General features: G+C 34.3%; 23 protein-coding genes. 17 read left to right on the forward strand and 6 right to left on the reverse strand.

Annotated features, from left to right (window positions below):
• Positions 1-135: 135 nt before the first annotated feature.
• Both BLV35_RS07630 and BLV35_RS07635 read right to left on the reverse strand, forming a co-directional pair.
• The gene (locus BLV35_RS07630; protein ID WP_091087378.1) at positions 136-1,176 is read right to left on the reverse strand and encodes an RluA family pseudouridine synthase; all 1,041 of its coding nucleotides are present in this window, start codon (positions 1,174-1,176) and stop codon (positions 136-138) included.
• Positions 1,166-1,783 carry a PASTA domain-containing protein gene (locus BLV35_RS07635; protein ID WP_091087382.1) on the reverse strand — a complete coding sequence of 206 codons (618 nt, stop codon included), beginning with the start codon at positions 1,781-1,783 and terminating at the stop codon, positions 1,166-1,168. The genes BLV35_RS07630 and BLV35_RS07635 overlap by 11 nt, the downstream gene beginning before the upstream one ends.
• Positions 1,784-2,165: 382 nt before the next feature.
• Between BLV35_RS07635 and BLV35_RS07640 the strand changes: the two genes are divergently transcribed.
• The 5 genes from BLV35_RS07640 (at position 2,166) to BLV35_RS07660 (ending at position 5,061) form a co-directional block, all read left to right on the forward strand.
• Entirely contained in the window at positions 2,166-3,140 is a 975-nt protein-coding gene (locus BLV35_RS07640; protein ID WP_091087385.1) for a D-alanine--D-alanine ligase, read from the forward strand.
• 38 nt (positions 3,141-3,178) lie between these two features.
• The gene (locus BLV35_RS07645) at positions 3,179-3,403 is read left to right on the forward strand and encodes a DUF433 domain-containing protein (RefSeq protein WP_091087388.1); all 225 of its coding nucleotides are present in this window, start codon (positions 3,179-3,181) and stop codon (positions 3,401-3,403) included.
• Positions 3,400-3,741 carry a DUF5615 family PIN-like protein gene (locus BLV35_RS07650; protein WP_091087391.1) on the forward strand — a complete coding sequence of 114 codons (342 nt, stop codon included), beginning with the start codon at positions 3,400-3,402 and terminating at the stop codon, positions 3,739-3,741. Before BLV35_RS07645 ends, BLV35_RS07650 begins: the two co-directional genes overlap by 4 nt.
• A 62-nt stretch (positions 3,742-3,803) precedes the next feature.
• Positions 3,804-4,259, forward strand: a complete 456-nt coding sequence (gene coaD, locus BLV35_RS07655) for a pantetheine-phosphate adenylyltransferase (RefSeq protein ID WP_091087394.1) — start codon at positions 3,804-3,806, stop codon at positions 4,257-4,259.
• Between the two features lie 223 nt (positions 4,260-4,482).
• Complete coding sequence (locus BLV35_RS07660; protein WP_091087397.1) at positions 4,483-5,061, forward strand: PhnA domain-containing protein; 579 nt, start codon at positions 4,483-4,485, stop codon at positions 5,059-5,061.
• Between the two features lie 261 nt (positions 5,062-5,322).
• On the opposite strand, the gene BLV35_RS07665 is transcribed toward BLV35_RS07660, so the two are convergent.
• Entirely contained in the window at positions 5,323-6,672 is a 1,350-nt protein-coding gene (locus tag BLV35_RS07665; RefSeq protein WP_091087401.1) for a DEAD/DEAH box helicase, read from the reverse strand.
• A gap of 259 nt (positions 6,673-6,931) precedes the next feature.
• Between BLV35_RS07665 and BLV35_RS07670 the strand changes: the two genes are divergently transcribed.
• Positions 6,932-8,659, forward strand: coding sequence for a M14 family metallopeptidase (locus tag BLV35_RS07670; protein WP_091087689.1), 1,728 nt, complete (start codon positions 6,932-6,934; stop codon positions 8,657-8,659).
• A 7-nt stretch (positions 8,660-8,666) separates the two neighbouring features.
• On the opposite strand, the gene BLV35_RS07675 is transcribed toward BLV35_RS07670, so the two are convergent.
• Positions 8,667-9,269 (reverse strand): NUDIX hydrolase, encoded by a 603-nt coding sequence (locus BLV35_RS07675; protein WP_091087405.1) that lies wholly within the window; start codon positions 9,267-9,269, stop codon positions 8,667-8,669.
• A 7-nt stretch (positions 9,270-9,276) separates the two neighbouring features.
• Between BLV35_RS07675 and pyrE the strand changes: the two genes are divergently transcribed.
• From pyrE to BLV35_RS07690, 3 genes are all read left to right on the forward strand, one after another.
• Complete coding sequence (pyrE, locus tag BLV35_RS07680; protein WP_091087409.1) at positions 9,277-9,927, forward strand: orotate phosphoribosyltransferase; 651 nt, start codon at positions 9,277-9,279, stop codon at positions 9,925-9,927.
• A gap of 12 nt (positions 9,928-9,939) precedes the next feature.
• Entirely contained in the window at positions 9,940-10,332 is a 393-nt protein-coding gene (locus BLV35_RS07685; RefSeq protein WP_091087412.1) for an SRPBCC family protein, read from the forward strand.
• A gap of 178 nt (positions 10,333-10,510) precedes the next feature.
• The gene (locus BLV35_RS07690; RefSeq protein WP_091087416.1) at positions 10,511-11,167 is read left to right on the forward strand and encodes a hypothetical protein; all 657 of its coding nucleotides are present in this window, start codon (positions 10,511-10,513) and stop codon (positions 11,165-11,167) included.
• Between the two features lie 28 nt (positions 11,168-11,195).
• Here the strand turns inward: BLV35_RS07690 and BLV35_RS07695 are convergent, their stop codons facing one another.
• The gene (locus tag BLV35_RS07695; protein ID WP_091087420.1) at positions 11,196-11,924 is read right to left on the reverse strand and encodes a biotin--[acetyl-CoA-carboxylase] ligase; all 729 of its coding nucleotides are present in this window, start codon (positions 11,922-11,924) and stop codon (positions 11,196-11,198) included.
• Between the two features lie 96 nt (positions 11,925-12,020).
• Between BLV35_RS07695 and rsfS the strand changes: the two genes are divergently transcribed.
• The 8 genes from rsfS to BLV35_RS07735 all read left to right on the forward strand — a co-directional run bounded on the left by rsfS (position 12,021) and on the right by BLV35_RS07735 (position 18,906).
• Positions 12,021-12,392, forward strand: a complete 372-nt coding sequence (rsfS, locus tag BLV35_RS07700; protein WP_074722868.1) for a ribosome silencing factor — start codon at positions 12,021-12,023, stop codon at positions 12,390-12,392.
• 18 nt (positions 12,393-12,410) lie between these two features.
• Positions 12,411-14,336 (forward strand): ATP-dependent zinc metalloprotease FtsH, encoded by a 1,926-nt coding sequence (gene ftsH, locus BLV35_RS07705; RefSeq protein ID WP_091087423.1) that lies wholly within the window; start codon positions 12,411-12,413, stop codon positions 14,334-14,336.
• A gap of 683 nt (positions 14,337-15,019) precedes the next feature.
• Positions 15,020-15,499 (forward strand): hypothetical protein, encoded by a 480-nt coding sequence (locus tag BLV35_RS07710; protein WP_091087426.1) that lies wholly within the window; start codon positions 15,020-15,022, stop codon positions 15,497-15,499.
• 257 nt (positions 15,500-15,756) lie between these two features.
• Complete coding sequence (locus BLV35_RS07715) at positions 15,757-16,362, forward strand: lactate utilization protein B/C (RefSeq protein ID WP_091087430.1); 606 nt, start codon at positions 15,757-15,759, stop codon at positions 16,360-16,362.
• Position 16,363: 1 nt separating this feature from the next.
• The gene (locus BLV35_RS07720) at positions 16,364-17,209 is read left to right on the forward strand and encodes a phosphatidate cytidylyltransferase (RefSeq protein ID WP_091087433.1); all 846 of its coding nucleotides are present in this window, start codon (positions 16,364-16,366) and stop codon (positions 17,207-17,209) included.
• Complete coding sequence (locus BLV35_RS07725; RefSeq protein WP_091087435.1) at positions 17,199-17,852, forward strand: phosphatidylserine decarboxylase family protein; 654 nt, start codon at positions 17,199-17,201, stop codon at positions 17,850-17,852. The genes BLV35_RS07720 and BLV35_RS07725 overlap by 11 nt, the downstream gene beginning before the upstream one ends.
• Positions 17,852-18,121, forward strand: coding sequence for an acyl-CoA-binding protein (locus BLV35_RS07730; RefSeq protein ID WP_091087438.1), 270 nt, complete (start codon positions 17,852-17,854; stop codon positions 18,119-18,121). Before BLV35_RS07725 ends, BLV35_RS07730 begins: the two co-directional genes overlap by 1 nt.
• 8 nt (positions 18,122-18,129) lie before the next feature.
• Positions 18,130-18,906 (forward strand): superoxide dismutase, encoded by a 777-nt coding sequence (locus BLV35_RS07735; protein ID WP_176980590.1) that lies wholly within the window; start codon positions 18,130-18,132, stop codon positions 18,904-18,906.
• Between the two features lie 105 nt (positions 18,907-19,011).
• Here the strand turns inward: BLV35_RS07735 and BLV35_RS07740 are convergent, their stop codons facing one another.
• On the reverse strand, positions 19,012-20,880 hold the full coding sequence (locus BLV35_RS07740; RefSeq protein WP_091087447.1) for an alpha-amylase family protein: 1,869 nt from the start codon (positions 20,878-20,880) through the stop codon (positions 19,012-19,014).
• Positions 20,881-21,135: the final 255 nt, after the last annotated feature.

A 21,135-nucleotide genomic window follows, 5' to 3' on the forward strand; every position in this document is an offset into this window, starting at 1 on the left:
ACTCCTGCCTCAACCCACTATTTTACTGATACCCATAACAAAAGAAAAAAAAATAAGAAATCCCTCTCGATTACAATCAAGAGGGATTTTCATTTATGTCAATATCTCAGACAGTTTTATTGTAGAGTGAGATTCTTACTCTACTTCTTCGGATAAATTAGTTTTAGAATATCCTCTCCATTTCTCAATACAGTCCTGAAAATCCTGAGGTAATTCTGTATCAAAACGCATCATCTCACCCGTTGTAGGATGAACGAATCCAAGCGTTTTGGCATGTAAAGCCTGTCTTGGTAATATTTTAAAACAATTGTCTATAAACTGTTTGTATTTAGTGAACGTTGTTCCTTTCAAAATCAAATGACCGCCATAACGCTCGTCATTAAATAAAGTATGTCCAATGTGCTTTAAATGAACACGAATTTGATGTGTTCTTCCTGTTTCCAGTTGGCATGAAATCAATGTCACATAACCAAAGCGTTCCAACACCTTGTAATGTGTAACTGCTGGCTTCCCTATTTCAGGATCAGCAAAAACAGCCATTTGCATACGGTCTTTTACGTGACGAGCTACATTTCCTTCAATTGTTCCTTCCTCGGCAACTACATTCCCCCATACAAGAGCCACATACTCCCTTTCGGATGTTTTAGCTTCAAATTGTTTAGCCAGATGTGACATCGCAGCTTCCGTTTTAGCAATGACCAATAAACCTGAAGTGTCTTTGTCAATTCGGTGAACCAGTCCCGGTCGTTCGCTGCTGTTCATTGGCAAATTATCAAAATGATAAGCCAAGGCATGAACTAAAGTTCCAGTATAATTTCCGTGTCCGGGATGAACCACCATTCCTGGCTTTTTGTTAATCAACAACAAGGTGTCATCTTCAAAAACAATATCCAGTGGAATATTTTCCGGTACAATATGATTTTCATAAGGTGGATGCGTCAGCATCACACGTACTACATCAAAAGCTTTTACTTTGTAATTCGACTTTACTGTGGCGTCGTTCACAAAAATATTCCCTTCCGTAGCTGCAATTTGAATTTTGTTTCGGGTTGCATTTTGAATTAAACTCATCAAGTATTTGTCAATTCGCAAAGGCGCTTGCCCTTTAGGAACTTCAAATTTAAAGTGTTCGTATAATTCTTCTTCTAAGTCAACTGACTCTACATTATTGTTCATTTGGTAATTCTTCTGTTGGATTTGCACTCTCATCCGTTCCTAAATCTTCTTCATAACTCGCTTTTCCGTCACCTAAAACCAAATCGATTTTAGAAGACTTCAAGACTTTGTCCCCCGGTTTTATGTTTCTACCTTGGAAACGCATTTCCAGCACCATGTCTTTTCCAAGATTTGGCACATAGGTAATTGTTCCTTCTTCCAGTCCCAATGCTTTTAAAGTAGGAACCGCTTCACGATAGGTTTTATTGATTAAATCCGGAATTTTCACTGACGAAAATCCAGAACTGTTAATTTTAATATAGACTTTTCTTCCTACTTTTACTTTAGCACCTGGCAAAGGATCTTGCTGTACCACAGAAAACTTAGGGTAATCGCTTTTATAATTTACGCTATCCAGCAATACATAATCAAGATCTAACTCATCTAGTTTTTCCTCGACTTGCTCCTCTGTTAATTTACTCAAATTAGGAACTGTAATTTCATTTCCGTGATCTGTCGTAAAAGTCAACCAGTGCATAAAGAGAAATCCCAGTACGGCAATTATCAAAACGGCTAGAAATACTTGAACAAGAAACACACGGCTAGTAAGATATTTACGTAAACTCATAAATTTATTTTTATAATACGGCAAAGATATACCTTATTCGTTTCAAAAAAAATGATAATTTTGTTTAATACTATTTAACGTTAGTCTTTAGAGAAAGTAAAAAAACATTTCTACTTTTGAACCATTAAGAAATCGAGATTAATACCCTTCATTTTAATTAATGTGGTACTAGTTCAAAGAAAATTGTAACTTGTGTAGAGCAGACATTAATTAGGAGCTATTTCCCGCTATCCGCTATATCTTTTCTTGTCCTCGTTAAAAAACGAGAACAAGAAAAGGATGCCGCTTTTATCGGGGCTAGTTCAATTCGTTATCAAAACAATAAATCCTAAATTTGAGTTTAAATCTAAAAGTTTAAACCTGAAACCTTAAACAAAAAAGAATGAAAAACATTGCCATTATCATGGGCGGTTATTCCAGTGAATATAAAATATCATTAATTAGCGGGAATCTCGTACACCAATATCTGGATAAAACGAAATACAACGGATATTGCATCCACATATTCAAAGAAAAATGGGTTTATGTAGACGATTCCGAAACCGAATTTCCAATCGATAAAAATGATTTTTCGGTAACTGTTGACGGAACTAAGATCAATTTTGATTGTGTTTTCAATGCAATCCATGGAACTCCAGGTGAAGACGGGCTCATGCAAGCCTATCTAGAATTACTAGAAATTCCACAAACCTCCTGTGACTATTACCAAGCAGCACTTACCTTCAACAAAAGAGACACGCTTTCTGTGTTGAAACCTTACGGTATCAAAAGTGCGGTTTCCTATTACTTAAATAAAGGAGACAAAATCTATACGGACGAAATTGTAAAAAAAGTAGGATTACCTTGTTTCGTAAAACCCAATAAAGCAGGTTCTAGTTTTGGAATTTCAAAAGTAAAAACAGAAGCTGAGCTACCCATCGCCATTGAAGTGGCCTATCAAGAAGACAACGAAATCATTATAGAAAGCTTTCTTGACGGTACTGAAGTATCAGTAGGAGTTATCAATTATAAAGGAGTTATAACCGTCTTGCCTATTACTGAAATTGTTTCTGAGAATGATTTCTTCGACTATGAAGCTAAATACCTAGGTAAATCACAAGAAATTACCCCAGCTCGTATTTCTGATGAAATGACAGAGAAAGTAGGTGCTATTGCAAAACGCGCATACGAATTACTAAAAATGAAAGGATTCTCTAGAAGCGAATTTATCATCGTAAACGACGAACCCTTTATGCTAGAAATGAACACTGTTCCTGGAATGACTAATGAAAGCTTACTACCACAACAGGCTTTGGCTGCAGGAATTTCACTGGAAGATTTGTTTGCAAATGCGATAGAACTGGCTTTGGTTAAATAACTAATAATTTGGTTAACTTTGTATAAAACAACATCATTATGATTGACTACAAACAACATATCACAATTAATTCTGAAATTCGTTTTGGTAAACCTATTTTAATAGGTACTAGAATCACGGTTTTTGATGTTTTAAATTGGTTGGCAAACGGACTGTCTTTTAATGATATTATTGAAGATTTCCCAGAGTTAAATGAAACTCAAATAAAAGCTTGCCTAGCCTACGCTGCCGACAGAGAACACAAAATCCAAATTGCATCGTGAACTTATTATTTGACCAAAACATCTCTTTTAGACTCATCTCTAAAATCGAAACTAATTTTCCACAAGCAAAACAAGTTCGTCAACTCGGAATTGAAAACTACTCCGATTTGGAAATTTGGAAATTCGCAAAAGAGAATGATTTTACGATTGTAAGTTTTGATGCTGATTTTTTTGATTTATCCAATCTCAAAGGGCATCCACCAAAAATAATTTGGTTTCGTTTTGGTAATACTAAAACCGACTATTTAGCGGATATTATCAATTCAAAAAAAATATTAATTAAAGAATTTATTCGCAGCGATTCCTATTCTGAGATTGCTTGTTTAGAAATTAAATAATTATTTCAAGAAACTTATATTGATAAATAACTTGAAACCTTAAACTTGAAACTCAATATCAAATGAGAAAAGCCATATTTCCTGGATCCTTTGATCCTATAACATTAGGACACGAAGACATCATAAAAAGAGGGGTTTCTCTTTTTGACGAAATAGTGATTGCAATTGGAGTCAATGCCGAAAAAAAGTACATGTTTTCCCTAGAAGAGCGAAAACGTTTTATCGAGGAAACATTTAAAGACGAACCTAAGGTTACAGTGATAACTTATGAAGGCCTAACGATTGATTTATGCCATAGAATCAAAGCGGATTTCATTCTGCGTGGTTTGCGCAACCCCGCCGATTTTGAATTCGAAAAAGCAATCGCACACACAAACAGACATTTATCAAAAATAGAAACCGTGTTTTTACTAACTGCAGCTCGTACTTCGTACATTAGTTCGAGTATTGTAAGGGACGTAATCCGCAATGGAGGAGAATACCAAATGTTAGTTCCAAAAGCCGTGAGAGTTAAGTAATACTCCGTTTGCAGTGTTCAGCTTTCGGGTTATAGTAAACAACTAAAGCTATGCTTTCTAAACAAAATGAAATGCCTTTAATCACGGTTCAAAATCTATGATTCTATGTTTTTTAAAAAAAATATCGCTTACTTTTTCAATCCGCAAACAAATACTAAAAATCACAAACTTGCAGAAAGTACTTAATAACCGTATTTTCGCACAATCATAACAAATTTCAACAATGAGCATAGAAAGAGAATTAAACAAAAGAAGCGGATCGAAATGTGAACTTTGTGCAGCAACTGAAAACCTAAAAGTATACGAAGTACTACCTACCAAAAAAGGTGGATTGGACGAGAGTATAATGGCTTGCAGTACCTGTATTGACCAAATCGAAACTCCGGGTAATGAAGATCTAAACCATTGGAGATGCCTAAATGACAGCATGTGGAGCGAGCATACTGCAGTACAAGTGGTGTCTTGGAGAATGTTGAGCCGTTTGCGTTCTGCGGGTTGGCCACAAGAATTAATCGACCAAATGTATTTTGACGAAGATACTTTAGCCTGGGCGCAAGCAACCGGTGAAGGCGAAGAAGATGAAAATAAAGTCATTCACAGAGACAGCAACGGAGTTATTTTAGAAGTTGGTGATTCAGTGGTTTTGATCAAGGATTTAAAAGTAAAAGGTTCTAGTATGGTAGCAAAACAGGGAACTGCAGTGCGTAACATCAGACTGGATCATGAAAATGCGGAATTCATTGAAGGTAAAGTAGACGGACAAACGATCGTGATTATTACACAATACGTGAAGAAACTATAGTATTAAGTGATCAGCTCTTTTGGTGGTCAGTGAAGAATTCATAGTAATCAGTGGTCAGTAAAAATAGTGATCATTCACATTTTAAAACAAAAAAACGTTAGCAGTACATTTTCTGCTAACGTTTTTTTTATACTTTTCGATCATTTCAAGTGAGCGTTTTCATTTCAGCGCAATCAATAACTGAATACTAAAAAAAGTGATCACTGATCACTTTCCATAAAACTGATCACTGAATACTGCCAACTGAGAATGAAGACTGCGCTAAGACTCCTCTTCTTTTTTAATCACTTTCCTAGCCACTTCAATTTTGAACTTTTTCCCTTTCATCTTTTCATCCTGGATGTTATGAAGCAAGTCTTTTACTTTATTGAATTTTACTGCTGCAAAAGAAATAAAATCTTTTACTTCAATTAATCCTAAATCTCCTTTTTCTAGTTTTCCTTTTTGAGAAAAGAAACCTACAATGTCGATTTTATTTAATTTATTTTTCTTTCCACCACTTATATAGATTGTTTGATACTGAGGAGGTTTTGGCAATGAAACCGTCTCTTCCACTTTAAAAACTTCCATTCCGTAGTTGATATAATCTACTTTTTTCTCACTCTCATGAGCAATAACATAGGCTGTTCCTGTAGCAAGCATACGTGCTGTTCTACCGTTTCTATGCGTGAACTCATCTTCTTTTGAAGGTAAATGATAATGGATAACATGATTCATTTCAGGAATATCAAGACCACGAGCAGCTAAATCAGTAGTGATTAAGTAACTCACACTTCCGTTTCTAAATTGAATTAAAGCACGTTCTCTCTCGTCTTGATCCATTCCGCCATGATAATAAGTAGAATAGATACCTTTTTCGTTTAAGGTGTCGCTGATACGCTCTGCAGCGTCTCTATGATTACAAAAAACAATGGCCGATTGCGATTTCAATGAACATATCAAATTAAACAAACTTCCTATCTTATCTCTTTCCTTAGAAACAACCAATTTTGTCGAAAGATTAGTTTCTTGCTCGTTTTCTGGAATAAAGTCTAAAATCGTCGGGTTTACTACTCTGGTGTATTTTGGAATCTCGATATCTGAAGTAGCCGAAACTAAAACGCGTTTGTTTAGTTTTGTTAATTTCCCAATGATAAATGACATTTGCTCATGGAAACCCAATTGCAACGATTTGTCAAATTCATCTAAAATCAATGTTTGAATTTTATCAGTTCTAAAAGTACCTCTGTCGATGTGATCAGCAATACGACCCGGAGTTCCTATTAAAACAGCTGGAGGATTACTTAAATTCTTGATTTCAGTGTCGATAGAGTGTCCACCGTAGCATACATTTACTTTATAATCGGTACCCATTTTTTTCCAAACTTGCTCAATTTGCAATCCCAATTCTCTTGAAGGAACTAGAATTAAACATTGAACCGAAAGGATTTCGGGTTGTAGCATTTCTAATATAGGTAACAAAAAAGCCAGGGTTTTCCCTGAACCTGTAGGTGAAAGCAACAAAACATTGTTATCATTTAAGATTGTTTCTTGTGCTGCTTCTTGCATTTCATTTAGGTTTTCGATGCCTAAATTCAATAGTATATTGTTGGAATGGTGTCTCTGATTCATTTTGCAAAGGTAAATACGAAATATGATTTATAGGTTATGAATTATGAGTTTTATTACTATTGCCATTTATATTACTATTATCATTGATATTTTCATTAACATTCCCATTGATATTACCATTCCCATTGATATTGATATTTATATTGCCATTGATATTGACATTGATATTGATGTTGATATTGATGTTGATATTTTCATTACCATTGACATTACCCTAAAAAAAATATTACATTTGACTTACACCATAAAAAAACTAGACATGAGATTCTACGCTGTTGCAATCCTATTATTTTCGTTGGCAAGCTACGCCCAAAAAGATTCTAAATACAGTACTTTTTTCGAAAAAGGAAACGGAAATCAATCAGCAACCTATCAAGAAACTATCCGTTATTACACCCAACTAGCTACTGATTTCCCCACCATAAAAATGATTGAAATGGGTGCTACCGATAGTGGAGAACCCTTACATCTAATAATTTTCAATCCTGAGAAGTCTTTTAACCTTGACGAAATTCAAAAAAACAAAGCGGTTCTATTGATTAATAACGGGATTCATGCTGGAGAACCAGACGGGATTGATGCAACGATGCAATTATTCAGGGATCTGGCTTTAGGAAAAATCAAAATTCCAAAGAATACGATTGTATCCACTATTCCAGTTTATAATATCGGAGGGGCGCTAAATAGAAATTCGACCTCAAGAGCCAACCAAGACGGACCAGAAATCTATGGTTTTAGAGGCAATGGTCGGAATTATGATTTAAATCGGGATTTCATCAAGACAGACACAAGAAACACCAAAAGTTTTGCCGAACTCTTTCATAAACTAAATCCCGATGTTTTTATAGACAACCATGTTAGCAATGGCGCCGACTATCAATACAAACTGACCTACATCGTGACGCAACAGAACCAGTTAGGAACTGTTTTAGGCAACTATTTGGATAAAGAAATGATGCCTTCGATTGTCCTTGATCTACAGAAAAAAAACGTTCCTACCACTCCTTATGTCAATGCGTTCAGCGAAACACCAGACAATGGATTTATGCAATTTTTTGACAGCCCTCGATATTCAACAGGCTACACTTCGTTATTTAATACTATAGGATTTGTGGTAGAAACGCATATGCTTAAAAAATATACAGATCGGGTAAAAGCAACCTACGATTATATGCGCTCCACAATTGATTTTATGGATACTAATAACCAAAAAATCAAACAAATGCGCTTGAAAAACGAAGAGCAATACACGCCTAAAAACTCCTACGCTATCAAATGGGAAATTGACACTACCAAAGTCTCCAAATTTTCATTTTTAGGTTTCGAAGCCGGACATAAAAAAAGTGAAGTTACTAATGGGAATAGGCTATTCTATGATAGAAGCAAACCGTTTAAAAAAGATATTCCTTATCTAAAAGAATACAAATCTATAAAAGAAATAACCATTCCTACCGCCTATATAATCCCGAAAGCATTTTGGAATGTAATTGATTTATTAAAAAGCAATAACATTACGTTTACCCAGTTAAAAAAAGACACACTAATTGAAATAGAAAGTTATAAAATTGCCGATTATAAAACTTCGGGAGCAGCTTACGAAGGACACTATATCCATAGAGACACTAAAATCGTTGCTAAAAAGGAAACTAAAGCTTTCGCCAAAGGAGATTATGTTGTCGCTACACAGCAAAAAGGAGTGAAATATTTATTAGAAACGCTAGAACCAGAAGGAATAGATTCTTTTTTCAATTGGAATTTCTTCGATACCATGTTACAACAAAAAGAAGGATACTCTGACTATGTTTTTGAGGATACTGCAGCTCAAATATTGAAAGACAACCCAAAACTAAAAGCAGAATTGGAACAGAAAAAAAACGATGATCTCCTTTTTGCTAAAAGTCCCGAAGCTCAATTAGACTGGGTTTACAAACACTCAGCCTATTATGAAAAAGCCCATTTACAGTATCCAATCTATCGTATCTTATAAAAAAGTATCATTTGACAAGTGCTTCTTCTTCAAACAATAATTTGATATTTTCATATGAATTTTTTAAAGCCATTGGAATTTCCTCTGGCTTCAACCAGGCTACTTTTTCAATTCCTTCTTCTAGTTGACCTTGTGGTACACCATCAAAATCAGATTGCATTTCAAACCAGTGGGTTATTTTAAGCTTATATTTCCCATTGCGTTTGAAAACATGATACGTCTTTTGGAGTTTTTTTGTAATTCGCAATTGATTCACTCCCGTTTCTTCTTCGACTTCACGCATCGCAGTATCTTCAATTCCCTCTCCTTTTTCGATACCACCCTTCGGTAAATCCCATTTTCCATTCCTGAAAATGAATAAAATCTCGCCTTTTTTATTATAGACAAAGCCTCCTCCTGCCTTACAAACAGGAATTTTAGCTTTCAAAGTCTTCATGATTTCCTTTTCATCGGGATGATAGAGATAGGCTTTTTGAATTTTATTTTGAAATATTTTTACGATAAGTTGCTCAATGTCTATACTTTCCAGTAAGAACAATTGAAAATCTGTTTCTTTTGAAATTTTATTTGTCAAAAAAAGTGGTTTGTCGTTAACAAAAACTTTATACATTTGTATTATGATTTTTAATAAAGATACTGCCGAAAAAACAGCCGAATTGCTTTTACAAATAAATGCAATTAAATTGAATCCAGGAAATCCTTTTACATGGGCTTCTGGATGGAAGTCACCTATTTATTGTGATAACCGCCTAATCCTCTCATTTCCAACGATAAGAAATTACGTCCGAGATGAATTTTCTAAAAATATTGAAAAACAATTTGGAAAACCAGATGTTATTGCCGGTGTTGCCACTGGAGCAATAGGAATTGGGATGCTTGTAGCCGAGAGTATGGGGCTTCCGTTCGTATATGTTCGCCCAGAGGCAAAGAAACACGGACGTCAAAACCAAGTAGAAGGTTTCTTGCAAAAAGGACAAAATGTTGTCGTTGTAGAAGATTTAATTAGTACAGGAAGTAGCAGCTTGAATGCTGTGGAAGCCTTGCGTGCAGCTGGCGCAAACATCAAAGGGATGGCAGCCATCTTTACCTACGGTTTTGATGTAGCTGAACAAAACTTTAAAAACGCTAATATTGATTTATACACTTTGAGTAATTATCAAAACTTGTTGAATCTGGCTGTAGCCAAAAGTTATATCTCAGAAAAAGAAGAAAAAACATTGAGAGAATGGAGTGTTACTCCATCTACTTGGGATATTGAAAATAAATAAAATTAACACAATATGAACTTAGAAAGTCCAAAAGTTACTGTTCAAAAATCAGCACAAGAATTATTCGATTTATTGACTGATGTAAAAAGCTTTGAAAAATTAATGCCAGATAACATCGCTAAATTTGAGGTAATCGGAGAAGATGCTTTTATTTTTGGATTAAAAGGGATGCCAGAGATCAAATTAAAAATGAAAGAAAAAGTAGCACCAAGCAAAGTGGTACTTGGCGCTGCAAGCGACAAACTACCTTTCACTTTAGTAGCAAACATTGATGCTGTTTCAGATAATTCAAGTGCTGTAAAACTTGATTTCGAAGGAGATTTCAACCCTATGATGGCGATGATGATAAAAGGACCTATTGGTAAGTTTATCGAAGCCTTAGCGACAAATATGACTAAACTATAGTTTTTAAATTCAATAAAATTTAAAAGTCCGATTAGAAATTCTAATCGGACTTTTTTTTGTTAGTAAATGAAACGGACAAACCACAACTCATCATTAAAAAAAGACAGTTCAGTAATAAACTTTATTAAAAACTAAATTATTATCAGAAGTTTGAGCCATTAAACTAAAGCATATCAAAATGGAGCAAGCTATTAAGATTCTAATATACATCCACGCATTCTTTGGCGGAATTGGATTACTCACAGGAATTGGAAGTATAATTGTCCAAAAAGGAAGTTCGCTACATAAAAAAATGGGAAAACTATTCTCAATCGGAATGATAACAAGCTCCCTTATTTCCGTTCCCATTTGTTGGATGCCAAAACATCAAAATATTTTTCTGTTCTTGATTGGATTGTTCACCATCTATCTTGTTATTTCTGGAAATAGAGCTTTGACTTTTAAACGTAAAAAGAAAGCTGATGTAGTTGATAAAATAATTTCGGGAACTATGTTATTCTTTTCAATTGTAATGGTTACTTTAGGAATATATTATCAACTGAATACTATTGAAAACGCAATACTATTTATATTCTTTGGCGGCTTTGGGCTATTTATGACTATTAAATATTTTATCTTTTATGCAAACATTTCAGAGATAAATAAAAAATGGCTATCAAAACATATTGGAAAAATGATAGGAGCTTTGATCGCTTCAATAACAGCTTTTATTGTTGCTGGACTAGGAATCGCAAATTTAATAGCGTGGATAACACCCACGGTTTTAGGAACAATATATATCATTTATTGGAATAGAAAAACAGAAACTAAAGGTACTAAAACAATCAGAAATTAAAAACGACCGACTGCAATCTTTATGCTAATCAATACAGCATTTGAATTTCTTTAATAGCAAATTCTGAAACGGAATCATCTTCTAAAAGCACCTGAAGCTTTCCCAACGCAGAAACACCCTGAATAATCCCCATGAAATTCTTATCAGAAGTGTTTTTAAACGGCATTGGAACTCCTTTTTTGAATAGTCTGTCGGCATACTTTAACCATAACACCTCGGGTTGTTCCTTTACTAAATCAATGTTTTGTTTAACCTTTTCAATAACATCAAAAAATATCTGTTCTTTGTCGAATTGAGCTTTGCAAATTACCGCTAATGAAGACGCTTTAGGCAAATTTTCAAAATTTGTTTGATTAATATTCAGCCCTAAACCCACAACAGAAGAAATAGTTCCGTCACTTTTGAGGCTGTTTTCAATCAAAATGCCACCTATCTTAAAATTATATGACATAATGTCGTTTGGCCATTTAATACTTAATTGAGGAATATTATAGCTTTCTAAAACACTAACAACAGCCACTGCAATAGCGACATTGAGATTGTAAATCTGATCTAGATTTAACAATGGATCCTTAATAAAAACGCTCACTATTAGATTCTTACCCGCCTCAGAGTCCCATACGGCACCCATTTGCCCTTTTCCTTTGGTTTGTTTTTCAGTAATTACAACGGTAAAGTTATCCAGCTCCTGCTTATTTGATAATCCCTTAAGAAACTCATTTGTTGAATCTATGGCATCGAGTTTGATTAGTTTCATTTTGTAATTATTTATCGAACAGAATTTAATATTATGTTAAGAGCCAAAAATAATCACAAAAAATGGTAACTTTACAAACTTATATAAAAATAATTCATGGCAAAAAAGACTATAAATAATGATGACCTTCTGGCAAACATTATTAAGGGAATCGAAGAAGTAAAAGGAAATGACATAGATATTCTCGACTTAAGAGATATTGACACCGCGGTTTGCGACTATTTTGTTGTATGCAACGGAAACTCAAACACACAGGTTAACGCAATTGTTAACTCCATTCAAAAAACTGTTTCAAAAGAATTAAAAGACAAACCATGGCATGTTGAGGGATCTGACAATGCAGAATGGGTACTTATGGATTATGTTAATATAGTAGTTCATGTTTTCCAAAAACAAATACGCGAATATTATAATATCGAGAGTTTGTGGGGAGATGCAAAAATAACTACAATAGAAAACAAATACTAAAGTAAGAAAAACAGAAGAATGGCTAAAGATAACAATCCAACTCCTAATAAATTTAAAGTAAGCCCTTGGCTAGTTTATACAGCCATCCTACTTATTTTCTTATTTATTAGTTTCGTGACTGGTAGCTCCAGTTTACAAGAACCTGCACAAATAACATCATCTAAATTTAATGAGCTTTTAGATAAAGGTGAAATTCAAAAAGTAATCGTTTACAATAAAGCGGATGCAGAAGTTTTCCTAACTGCTAGCGCATTAAAACTAACTGAAAACAAAAAAGTAGCAAAGGATATATTTGACAGTCCTAACAAAGGACCGCATTATACCTTTATTATAGGTAATGATGAAATATTACAAACCAAGTTAGAGAAAGCAGTTAGCGAAGGTAAATTACAAGATTTCAATTTCTTATCAAAAAGCAATTGGTCAGATATCTTCATCAGTTTACTGCCGATAATCATAATCATTGGTGTTTGGATTTTTATAATGAGAAAAATGTCAGGCGGCGGCGGTGGCGGCGGTGGACAAATTTTCAATATTGGAAAATCAAAAGCGAAACTTTTTGACGAGAAAACAGACGTAAAAACCACATTTAAAGATGTCGCTGGACTCGAAGGGGCAAAAGAAGAGATACAAGAAATTGTAGAATTTTTGAAAAATCCGGAGAAATACACTAATCTTGGTGGTAAAATTCCAAAAGGAGCTTTACTTGTAGGGCCTCCTGGAACAGGAAAAACTTTATTGGCAAAAGCAGTGGCTGGGGAAGCACAAGTACCTTTCTTCTCTTTGTCAGGTTCTGATTTCGTTGAAATGTTTGTAGGTGTAGGAGCATCACGTGTACGTGACCTATTCAAACAAGCTAAAGAAAAATCTCCTGCAATTATTTTCATCGATGAAATTGACGCGGTAGGTAGAGCAAGAGGAAAAAGCAATATGTCAGGCGGAAATGACGAAAGAGAAAATACGCTGAATCAATTACTTACTGAGATGGATGGTTTTGGTACCAATTCAAATGTAATTGTATTAGCAGCAACGAACAGAGCTGACGTTTTAGACAAAGCATTAATGCGTGCCGGTCGTTTTGACAGACAAATCTTTGTAGACTTACCAGACATTCGTGAGCGTGCTGAAATATTCAAAGTACATCTTGCACCATTGAAAAAAGTGGAAGGTCTTGACACTGAATTTTTAGCTAAACAAACTCCAGGATTCTCAGGAGCCGATATAGCTAACGTTTGTAATGAAGCGGCATTAATTGCTGCCAGATACAACAAAACTGCTGTTGACAAACAAGATTTCTTGGACGCTGTTGATAGAATAGTTGGTGGTTTAGAAAAGAAAAACAAAATTGTAACTCCCGGAGAAAAGAAAGCAATTGCTATTCATGAAGCAGGACACGCAACCGTAAGTTGGATGTTAGAGCATGCAGCACCGCTGATAAAAGTAACTATTGTTCCTAGAGGACAAAGCCTTGGAGCAGCATGGTACTTACCTGAGGAGCGTTTAATTGTTCGTCCTGACCAAATGTTAGACGAAATGTGTGCTACTATGGGAGGAAGAGCGGCTGAAAAAGTTACTTTTGGTAGAATTTCTACAGGCGCTTTAAGCGATTTAGAAAAAGTAACCAAACAAGCACGTGCTATGGTGACTATCTACGGATTGAATGATAAAATAGGAAATGTGACCTATTATGATTCAACAGGACAAGGTGAATATAATTTCTCTAAACCCTACTCTGAAGAAACGGCAAAAGTCATTGATGAGGAAATCTCATTACTTATTGAAGGACAGTACCAAAGAGCAATTGATATCTTAGAAGAGAATAAAGACAAGCTGAATCAACTGGCAGATATACTAATTGAAAAAGAAGTTATCTTTAAAGATGATTTAGAAGCTATTTTCGGAAAGAGGGCATTTGATAAAAACCTTGAAGAAACAGTATCTTAATAATGAATAATTATTAATCATCATCCAAATTAAATTTAGAATAAAAGGGAGTTACTAGCAATTAGTAACTCCCTTTTTTTCGTTTAATTTCAACCCAACAACAGCAAGTCAAATGACTATTATTTCTTACACAAAAAATTTAGGACAAGTTTATAAGCGAATAACTACTTCTACGCCAAGCAGCCCCACTAAAAGATACTACGCGACTTAGCAATAAAACACATCTAATTAAACATTTATATTATCAAAAATAAAATTAGGTCACTAGTTATAGACCTAACAATGATAAACTCATTCAAGTAATAAAAAGGTAGACCGATATAAAAAAGTATCACATAACAAAATGAAAAAATATAGATAAATAAAAAATAGAAATTAATTTACAAAATGCAATAATTGGAATAAGTCGGAAATAACTCTTAAAAAAAACATATACCATGATTTAAAGCGCTAAATATCAGCTTATTATTATATTTATTATATCTTTATAATCACTAATGTCAGTTAATTATAATTAAGATTAATAACTAAATTTTAAAATACCCCAATTTCAAAATTTAGTATATATATTATTTTAGTACAAAAAAGTGGTACCCAACTGTTTCTCCTACTACTCCAGAGTGTGTGTGTTTTATATAAGTACTAAAATACTTGGAATGTATTAACAACTTAAATATATAATCATGAAAACTAAAACTATTTTTATCGCACTAGCATTTATGGCAATTTTGAGCTGTGCAAACGAAGAGATTTTACTTCCGGAAAAAACTGAAACTTTTGGAGCTGAGAAAATATCTACTGCTAGGAACAGTTCCGCTATGAAAGCTATGAAAGCGCTCCCAAGACCGACAACTTGGGTGGACTGTATATTATTTGCTGGTTTAGTAACTCCAGCCACATTTAAACCAGAAGCAGGTAATTTTGATGAATTATACATGATGCCAGGATATGGTTTTAAAAACGGTTCGCCACTTATTTCAGAATCAAAACCAGGGGACCAAGATTATAATGGTGGTAGATGGCATTTAAACTTGATAAAAGAAGTGGTGGATCCTGCCAAATATAATGGTGCTTGCAGTGTAGAAGATCTTGACCTTGATGATTTTTTTTCTACAGAGAATTATTTTGAGTGCCCACTATTACCTAGAAAAGCTAATAATTAATTCATCATACGTATTACTTTAATAGTAGAATTGCTTTTCAATTTATATTACTAATTATACCGATTATAGTTATAATTTAGTCCACTAAATATTTTAAAGCTCCTGCAGATATAGAGAGCTATGCGGCATACATTGAACTATACACAATTAGCATTATTCATTATTTTTTAAAATCTTAATTCAAAAATCACTTTTGAATTAAGATTTTTTTATCTTTGAACGGTTTCAAATAAATATATCAAGTACCTAAACAAAATATGAGTCTTTTCAGAAAAATCTTTGGTTCTAGTATTTCAGCTTCAGATGAGGAAAAAGAGAAAGAAAACAGTAGTTTTCTTCCCGACGCAACCAGTATGTCTATCGATGAACAATTTATCTATAACTTCAAAAAAAACGGCGGTAAATTTCTATACTGTGAAAATTTAGTAGAGGTTAAAGAACAATTCGAAAATATACTTGAAGAAAATGACTGGTATGAAAGTAACGTACTCTGTTATGAACCCAAACTTTTCAATATACTTGATGAAAACAAACTCACCTATGAAAAGTCACCTAATCCTAAGTTCCTTTTTTCCAATTGCGAAAATCTGATAGCGGAAGAAGGTTCTATCTTGTTTTGTTCAAAACAGATAAAACAACACAAACCAAATGAGTTGCCTATTAACATTGTCGTTTTTGCAACAACGTCTCAAATTCTTTCCATAAAAAGCGATGGTCTTAGTGCTATAAAAAAGAAGTACGAAGGAGATATCCCAACGAACATTACTGCTATAAAATATTTTGAAAAAGCAAAAGAAGAAGACTTTACCCAATACGGTAGTTCTGCAAAAAATCTTTATTTGCTGCTTTTAGAAGATCTATAACATGAATGAAACCCTTAAGAGATCTATTTCCGGCGCTGTTTATGTTATTTTACTAATAGCATCCATCCTATTTTCAACAGAAAGTTTTTTCATTCTGTTTGGTGTATTTCTGCTTATCGCTACAGTAGAGTTTTGTAACTTGGTACACATTCATAAAGTAATTCCTTTCCTACTTGCGGCTGCGACTTATCTACTCTTTTATAAAATAACGATTGCAACAACTGGCGTACTTTATCAATTAAGGTTTAATAACACATTCGATCTAATCGTGCTATCTGTCACGCTGTTTGTTTTTCTAAAATGCATTCATTTTCTTTTTGATAGTAAAACGGTGAAAATCGATTCTTTTTCAAAATACATTTACCTAATAGGTTACATCATACTTCCCTTTGTAATCATGACAAAAATTCCGTTTGGGATAAACGGCTACAACCCTAAAATCCTTATCAGTATCTTCGTACTTATATGGACCAATGACAGCTTTGCTTATATCGTAGGAAAGTCTATCGGAAAAACAAAATTGTTCGAACGCATATCCCCAAAGAAAACCATAGAAGGTTTTATTGGCGGAGTTGTATTTTGCGTTATTGCTAGTTACTTAATTTCAAAATATTACATCCAGATTGCTGAAGGGAAAATTTTTATTTGGATTATTATTGCCGTAATTGTAGGTGTTTTTGGAACGATCGGTGATTTAATTGAATCAAAATTCAAACGTTTTGCAGGTGTAAAAGACAGCGGAAAAATAATGCCGGGCCATGGTGGCGTGCTAGATCGACTAGATAGTGTTATATTTGTAGCACCAATTGTATTTTTATTTTATCAAATTTTAAATTATGTTTCATAAAGAAGGAACCAAGACTATTTTACTAGGTATTATTTTTACAGCAACTGTATTATTACTATCTGACAATTTTATTGACACTATGTGGCTTAAGAAGCTAGCTCAAATTGGTGCTTTTTTGATATTATTAATCATCTTACAATTTTTCAGAAACCCGAAGAGGTCTGTTATGCTAAATGATAGCCAAATACTATCTCCAGTAGACGGGAAAGTAGTTGTAATAGAAGAGGTATACGAAGGTGAATATTTCAAAGACAAGCGTTTACAAGTCTCTATATTCATGTCACCTATAAATGTGCATGTAACGCGTTACCCAATAAGCGGAATCGTAAAATTCAGCAAATACCATCCAGGAAAATTTCTTGTTGCATGGCATCCAAAAGCTAGTGAAGAAAACGAGAGAACAACTATTGTAGTTGAAAACAATACATTCGGTGCTATTCTATACCGACAAATTGCTGGTGCTTTAGCCCGTAGAATCGTGAATTATGCTGAAGAAGGTATGCAAATTGTCCAAGGGACTGATGCTGGCTTCATTAAATTTGGTTCGAGAGTAGATTTATTTTTACCTATTGGAACTCCAATTGATGTTGTGCTTAATCAAAAAGCAATTGGAGGAAAAACGATTATTGCAACAAAAGGATAATGAATGCAAAAGAATTAGATACTAGGTTTCAGGAAGCCGTAGCTATTGCTTCCAAAATGACTCAGGCATCTTTACCACAAGATGTACAGCTACGTCTCTATGCTTGTTACAAACAGGCTACTTTTGGCACTTTAGAACCTAGACAAACATCAACGTATCATTTAAGGGATGCTTTTAAAACTAATGCTTGGATGCAAATCAGTCATCTATCCTCTGATGAAGCAAAAGAGCAGTACATTGAAATAATCAATTCCCTTGTGAAAAAATAATACTATCAATGAAAAAAATATCTGTTTTAATATCTTGCTTTCTTATGCTTAGCTTTTTAGTTTCTTGTAACAACAAAAAACTAACAGAAGTAGTAGAAGTTCCATTGCCAACTGCCCAAGAAAAAGTAACTATCGGCTTTCCAGACGATGTCAAAGCAAATAAAGGTTCGTTTCAATTGGAAAAACTACCTTATCCTTATGATGCACTCGCGCCTACAATATCTCCTTTGACATTAGAAATGCATTATTCGAAACATTATCTAACTTATACCAATAATCTTAATAATGCTATTGCTGGGACTGAATATCAAAACCAACCCATCGAAAATATTTTAGCCAAGTTAGACCTGAACAATGCTGATTTAAGAAACAACGCAGGAGGTTATTATAACCATACGTTGTATTGGAAATCAATGGCACCAAACACAGGAGGCGCACCTAAAGACACACTAGCAAGCGTAATATCCAGAGATTTTGGATCGTATGAAAACTTTGTAACGACTTTTAAAAGTGAAGCAACTAAACAATTTGGTTCTGCTTGGGTTTGGCTGGTTATTGATAAATCCGGAAAACTAAAGGTAACAAGTACTCAAAATCAAGACAATCCATTAATGAAAAATGCAGTTGTTCCTGGAACACCTATATTAGCTTTGGATTTATGGGAACATGCCTACTACTTAGGATATCAATACCGAAGAAGAAACTACATTGATTCTTTTTTTAATGTGATTAATTGGACTAAGGTTAGCGAAAATTACGAGGCTGCCTTAAGGCGAAAATACTAAAAGTCAACACTAAATAAAAAAATGCTGATGCACTACCAAAGTAGTATGCATCAGCATTTTTTAGTTTAACCCTATATTCTGTAGAATAATCTACTAAAAGGTATTTTATAGTTGGTAAATAAAAGACTCCAATGGCCCAATTTCAACTTGTACCCTTCCCTCTCCATTGCTCACTTCTAACTGAATTACGCTCTTATTATAAAGTTGGTCTGTAATCGTATATTCACCGTCCTTTAAATTCCATTTAGTTATAACATCTGCAGGGATTTTAAGTTCGAACTTACTAGTCGTAAGCCAAGAAAAATTAGTGACCACAATTAGTTTTTGAGTATCTGACCAGCGTGTAAACGCATAAATACCCGGGTCAAAGCCCAAAGTTGATTGTCTGTTCACGGTTTGAATTTCTTGAAACTCTCCCATTAATGCTGAACTGCTAGTAGAGAAATTAAGCAATCTCTTATAGAAATCCCTAAGTGACTTTTCGCTATCCGTAAGTTGTCCTCCGTCGAATTTGCCGTTATTCATCCAGCGTTGATGACTTGGCACTCCAACATAATCAAAAATAGAAGTTCTGGAATGCGTTCCGAAACCTCCATTTTCATTACCAGCCTCTCCCAATTCCTGACCAAAATAAATCATTGTAGGCGCTGAACTAATCGTTGTGGAAACAACCATCAAAGGCTTTCCCTTTTCTGGAGTACCTGCAAATTCTGCACTGGCCAAACGTTGCTCGTCATGGTTATCTAAAAATTGCAACATATGATGTTCAATATCTTTCATTCCGCGTTGAATATCAGAAAGCCCATCAGGCAATGACCTTCCTTGAATTACATCTTTTAATTTATCATAGGTTTCCACCTTATCATACAAGTAATCCATTTTTCCTAAGCGAATGTAATTGCGGTACTCGTTAGGATTATATACTTCTGCCAATAAAAAAGCATCTGCATTTTGCATCTTAATCGCTGAGTTCATATAGCTCCAAAACTCATAAGGAACCATTTCGGCCATATCATATCGAAATCCATCTACTCCTTTAGCTGTCCAAAACAATGCAATATCCTTAAATTTCTTCCAGGAATCAGGTACGTCTTTGTCTTTCCAAAACTCAAAATGTGCTTCGACTGATTTTGTATCATAGTCCGCCGGAAGTTCTTGAAAATCCTTTGAACCATCTGGACGAATCCCGTAATTTACTTTTACAGTTTCATACCAATCATTTTTATCTGGTTTTGCCATCCTAGAGCCGTTCCCTGTCCATTTAGCTGGAACTTCCGTAAACTTACCATCACTTAATCGATTTACTTCTCCATTTAAAGGTGCAGCGGTATCCGGCACTTCAAAATGGGAATTTGGAATATAATAGAAGTTATTGTCCTTAGCATATTCAACCGTTTTATCATCGTCAGCACCAAAGTCTTTAACACCTTTAGGATTGTTTTTTCCTTCATATTTTCGTGCAATATGATTGGGTACAATATCAATTATCAGTTTTAACCCCGCTTTATGTGTTCGTGCGATTAGCGCTTCAAATTCATCTAGCCGCTGTGCTGGATTAACGGCCAAATCAGGATTTACATTGTAATAATCTTTTACGGCATAAGGTGAACCCGCCCTACCTTTTACAACATCCGGGTCATCATTTGAAATTCCAATCGCAGTATAATCTCTTACCAAAGCATGGTGAGGCACTCCGGTGTACCAAATATAGCTCACCCCTAAATCCTTGATTTCATTAAGAGCTTTTTCAGTAAAGTCATTAAACTTCCCTACTCCATTTTCTTCAATGGTTCCCCAGGGCTTATTATTGGTGTTTTTATTTCCAAATAAACGGGTAAAAACCTGATAAACAACTATTTTCTTCTGTGCGGTGGTATTTTCTTTTTCTGTATTCATTGGTAATGCTGTAGTCTTACAAGCTGCGGCGACAAGAATTAAACTTATCCCTGTAATAAGAATCGATTTTTTAATCATTTATAGTTAGTATTGCTGCCTATGCCTCTTCTTTTTTACAAAAGTAAAGACTTAGATAATTAGTTTCTAAATTTAATCTATTTTTTTAAAATTTGCGGTTCCCCTTAATCACTTAGCACTAATAAAGCACCTAAAAAAAGAACTACAACGTAAGAGTTGGTCTATTTGTTCATAACTTAACAATCGTATTAAAACACTATTAATTACTAATGGTTTTGAACTTATAAATAAATGCTAATATAGATTAGGATTGTT

Origin of the sequence: Flavobacterium gillisiae (assembly GCF_900107635.1) — a bacterium.
Lineage (GTDB): Bacteria > Bacteroidota > Bacteroidia > Flavobacteriales > Flavobacteriaceae > Flavobacterium > Flavobacterium gillisiae.

What these genes read in the sequence shown, in the direction of transcription:
- BLV35_RS07630 (WP_091087378.1), bottom strand. Translation starts at nt 1,176, where the DNA reads ATGAACAATAATGTAGAGTCAGTTGACTTAGAAGAAGAATTATACGAA.
- BLV35_RS07635 (WP_091087382.1), bottom strand. Translation starts at nt 1,783, where the DNA reads ATGAGTTTACGTAAATATCTTACTAGCCGTGTGTTTCTTGTTCAAGTA.
- BLV35_RS07640 (WP_091087385.1), top strand. Translation starts at nt 2,166, where the DNA reads ATGAAAAACATTGCCATTATCATGGGCGGTTATTCCAGTGAATATAAA.
- BLV35_RS07645 (WP_091087388.1), top strand. Translation starts at nt 3,179, where the DNA reads ATGATTGACTACAAACAACATATCACAATTAATTCTGAAATTCGTTTT.
- coaD (WP_091087394.1), top strand. Translation starts at nt 3,804, where the DNA reads ATGAGAAAAGCCATATTTCCTGGATCCTTTGATCCTATAACATTAGGA.
- BLV35_RS07660 (WP_091087397.1), top strand. Translation starts at nt 4,483, where the DNA reads ATGAGCATAGAAAGAGAATTAAACAAAAGAAGCGGATCGAAATGTGAA.
- BLV35_RS07665 (WP_091087401.1), bottom strand. Translation starts at nt 6,672, where the DNA reads ATGAATCAGAGACACCATTCCAACAATATACTATTGAATTTAGGCATC.
- BLV35_RS07670 (WP_091087689.1), top strand. Translation starts at nt 6,932, where the DNA reads ATGAGATTCTACGCTGTTGCAATCCTATTATTTTCGTTGGCAAGCTAC.
- BLV35_RS07675 (WP_091087405.1), bottom strand. Translation starts at nt 9,269, where the DNA reads ATGTATAAAGTTTTTGTTAACGACAAACCACTTTTTTTGACAAATAAA.
- pyrE (WP_091087409.1), top strand. Translation starts at nt 9,277, where the DNA reads ATGATTTTTAATAAAGATACTGCCGAAAAAACAGCCGAATTGCTTTTA.
- BLV35_RS07685 (WP_091087412.1), top strand. Translation starts at nt 9,940, where the DNA reads ATGAACTTAGAAAGTCCAAAAGTTACTGTTCAAAAATCAGCACAAGAA.
- BLV35_RS07690 (WP_091087416.1), top strand. Translation starts at nt 10,511, where the DNA reads ATGGAGCAAGCTATTAAGATTCTAATATACATCCACGCATTCTTTGGC.
- BLV35_RS07695 (WP_091087420.1), bottom strand. Translation starts at nt 11,924, where the DNA reads ATGAAACTAATCAAACTCGATGCCATAGATTCAACAAATGAGTTTCTT.
- rsfS (WP_074722868.1), top strand. Translation starts at nt 12,021, where the DNA reads ATGGCAAAAAAGACTATAAATAATGATGACCTTCTGGCAAACATTATT.
- ftsH (WP_091087423.1), top strand. Translation starts at nt 12,411, where the DNA reads ATGGCTAAAGATAACAATCCAACTCCTAATAAATTTAAAGTAAGCCCT.
- BLV35_RS07710 (WP_091087426.1), top strand. Translation starts at nt 15,020, where the DNA reads ATGAAAACTAAAACTATTTTTATCGCACTAGCATTTATGGCAATTTTG.
- BLV35_RS07715 (WP_091087430.1), top strand. Translation starts at nt 15,757, where the DNA reads ATGAGTCTTTTCAGAAAAATCTTTGGTTCTAGTATTTCAGCTTCAGAT.
- BLV35_RS07720 (WP_091087433.1), top strand. Translation starts at nt 16,364, where the DNA reads ATGAATGAAACCCTTAAGAGATCTATTTCCGGCGCTGTTTATGTTATT.
- BLV35_RS07725 (WP_091087435.1), top strand. Translation starts at nt 17,199, where the DNA reads ATGTTTCATAAAGAAGGAACCAAGACTATTTTACTAGGTATTATTTTT.
- BLV35_RS07730 (WP_091087438.1), top strand. Translation starts at nt 17,852, where the DNA reads ATGAATGCAAAAGAATTAGATACTAGGTTTCAGGAAGCCGTAGCTATT.
- BLV35_RS07735 (WP_176980590.1), top strand. Translation starts at nt 18,130, where the DNA reads ATGAAAAAAATATCTGTTTTAATATCTTGCTTTCTTATGCTTAGCTTT.
- BLV35_RS07740 (WP_091087447.1), bottom strand. Translation starts at nt 20,880, where the DNA reads ATGATTAAAAAATCGATTCTTATTACAGGGATAAGTTTAATTCTTGTC.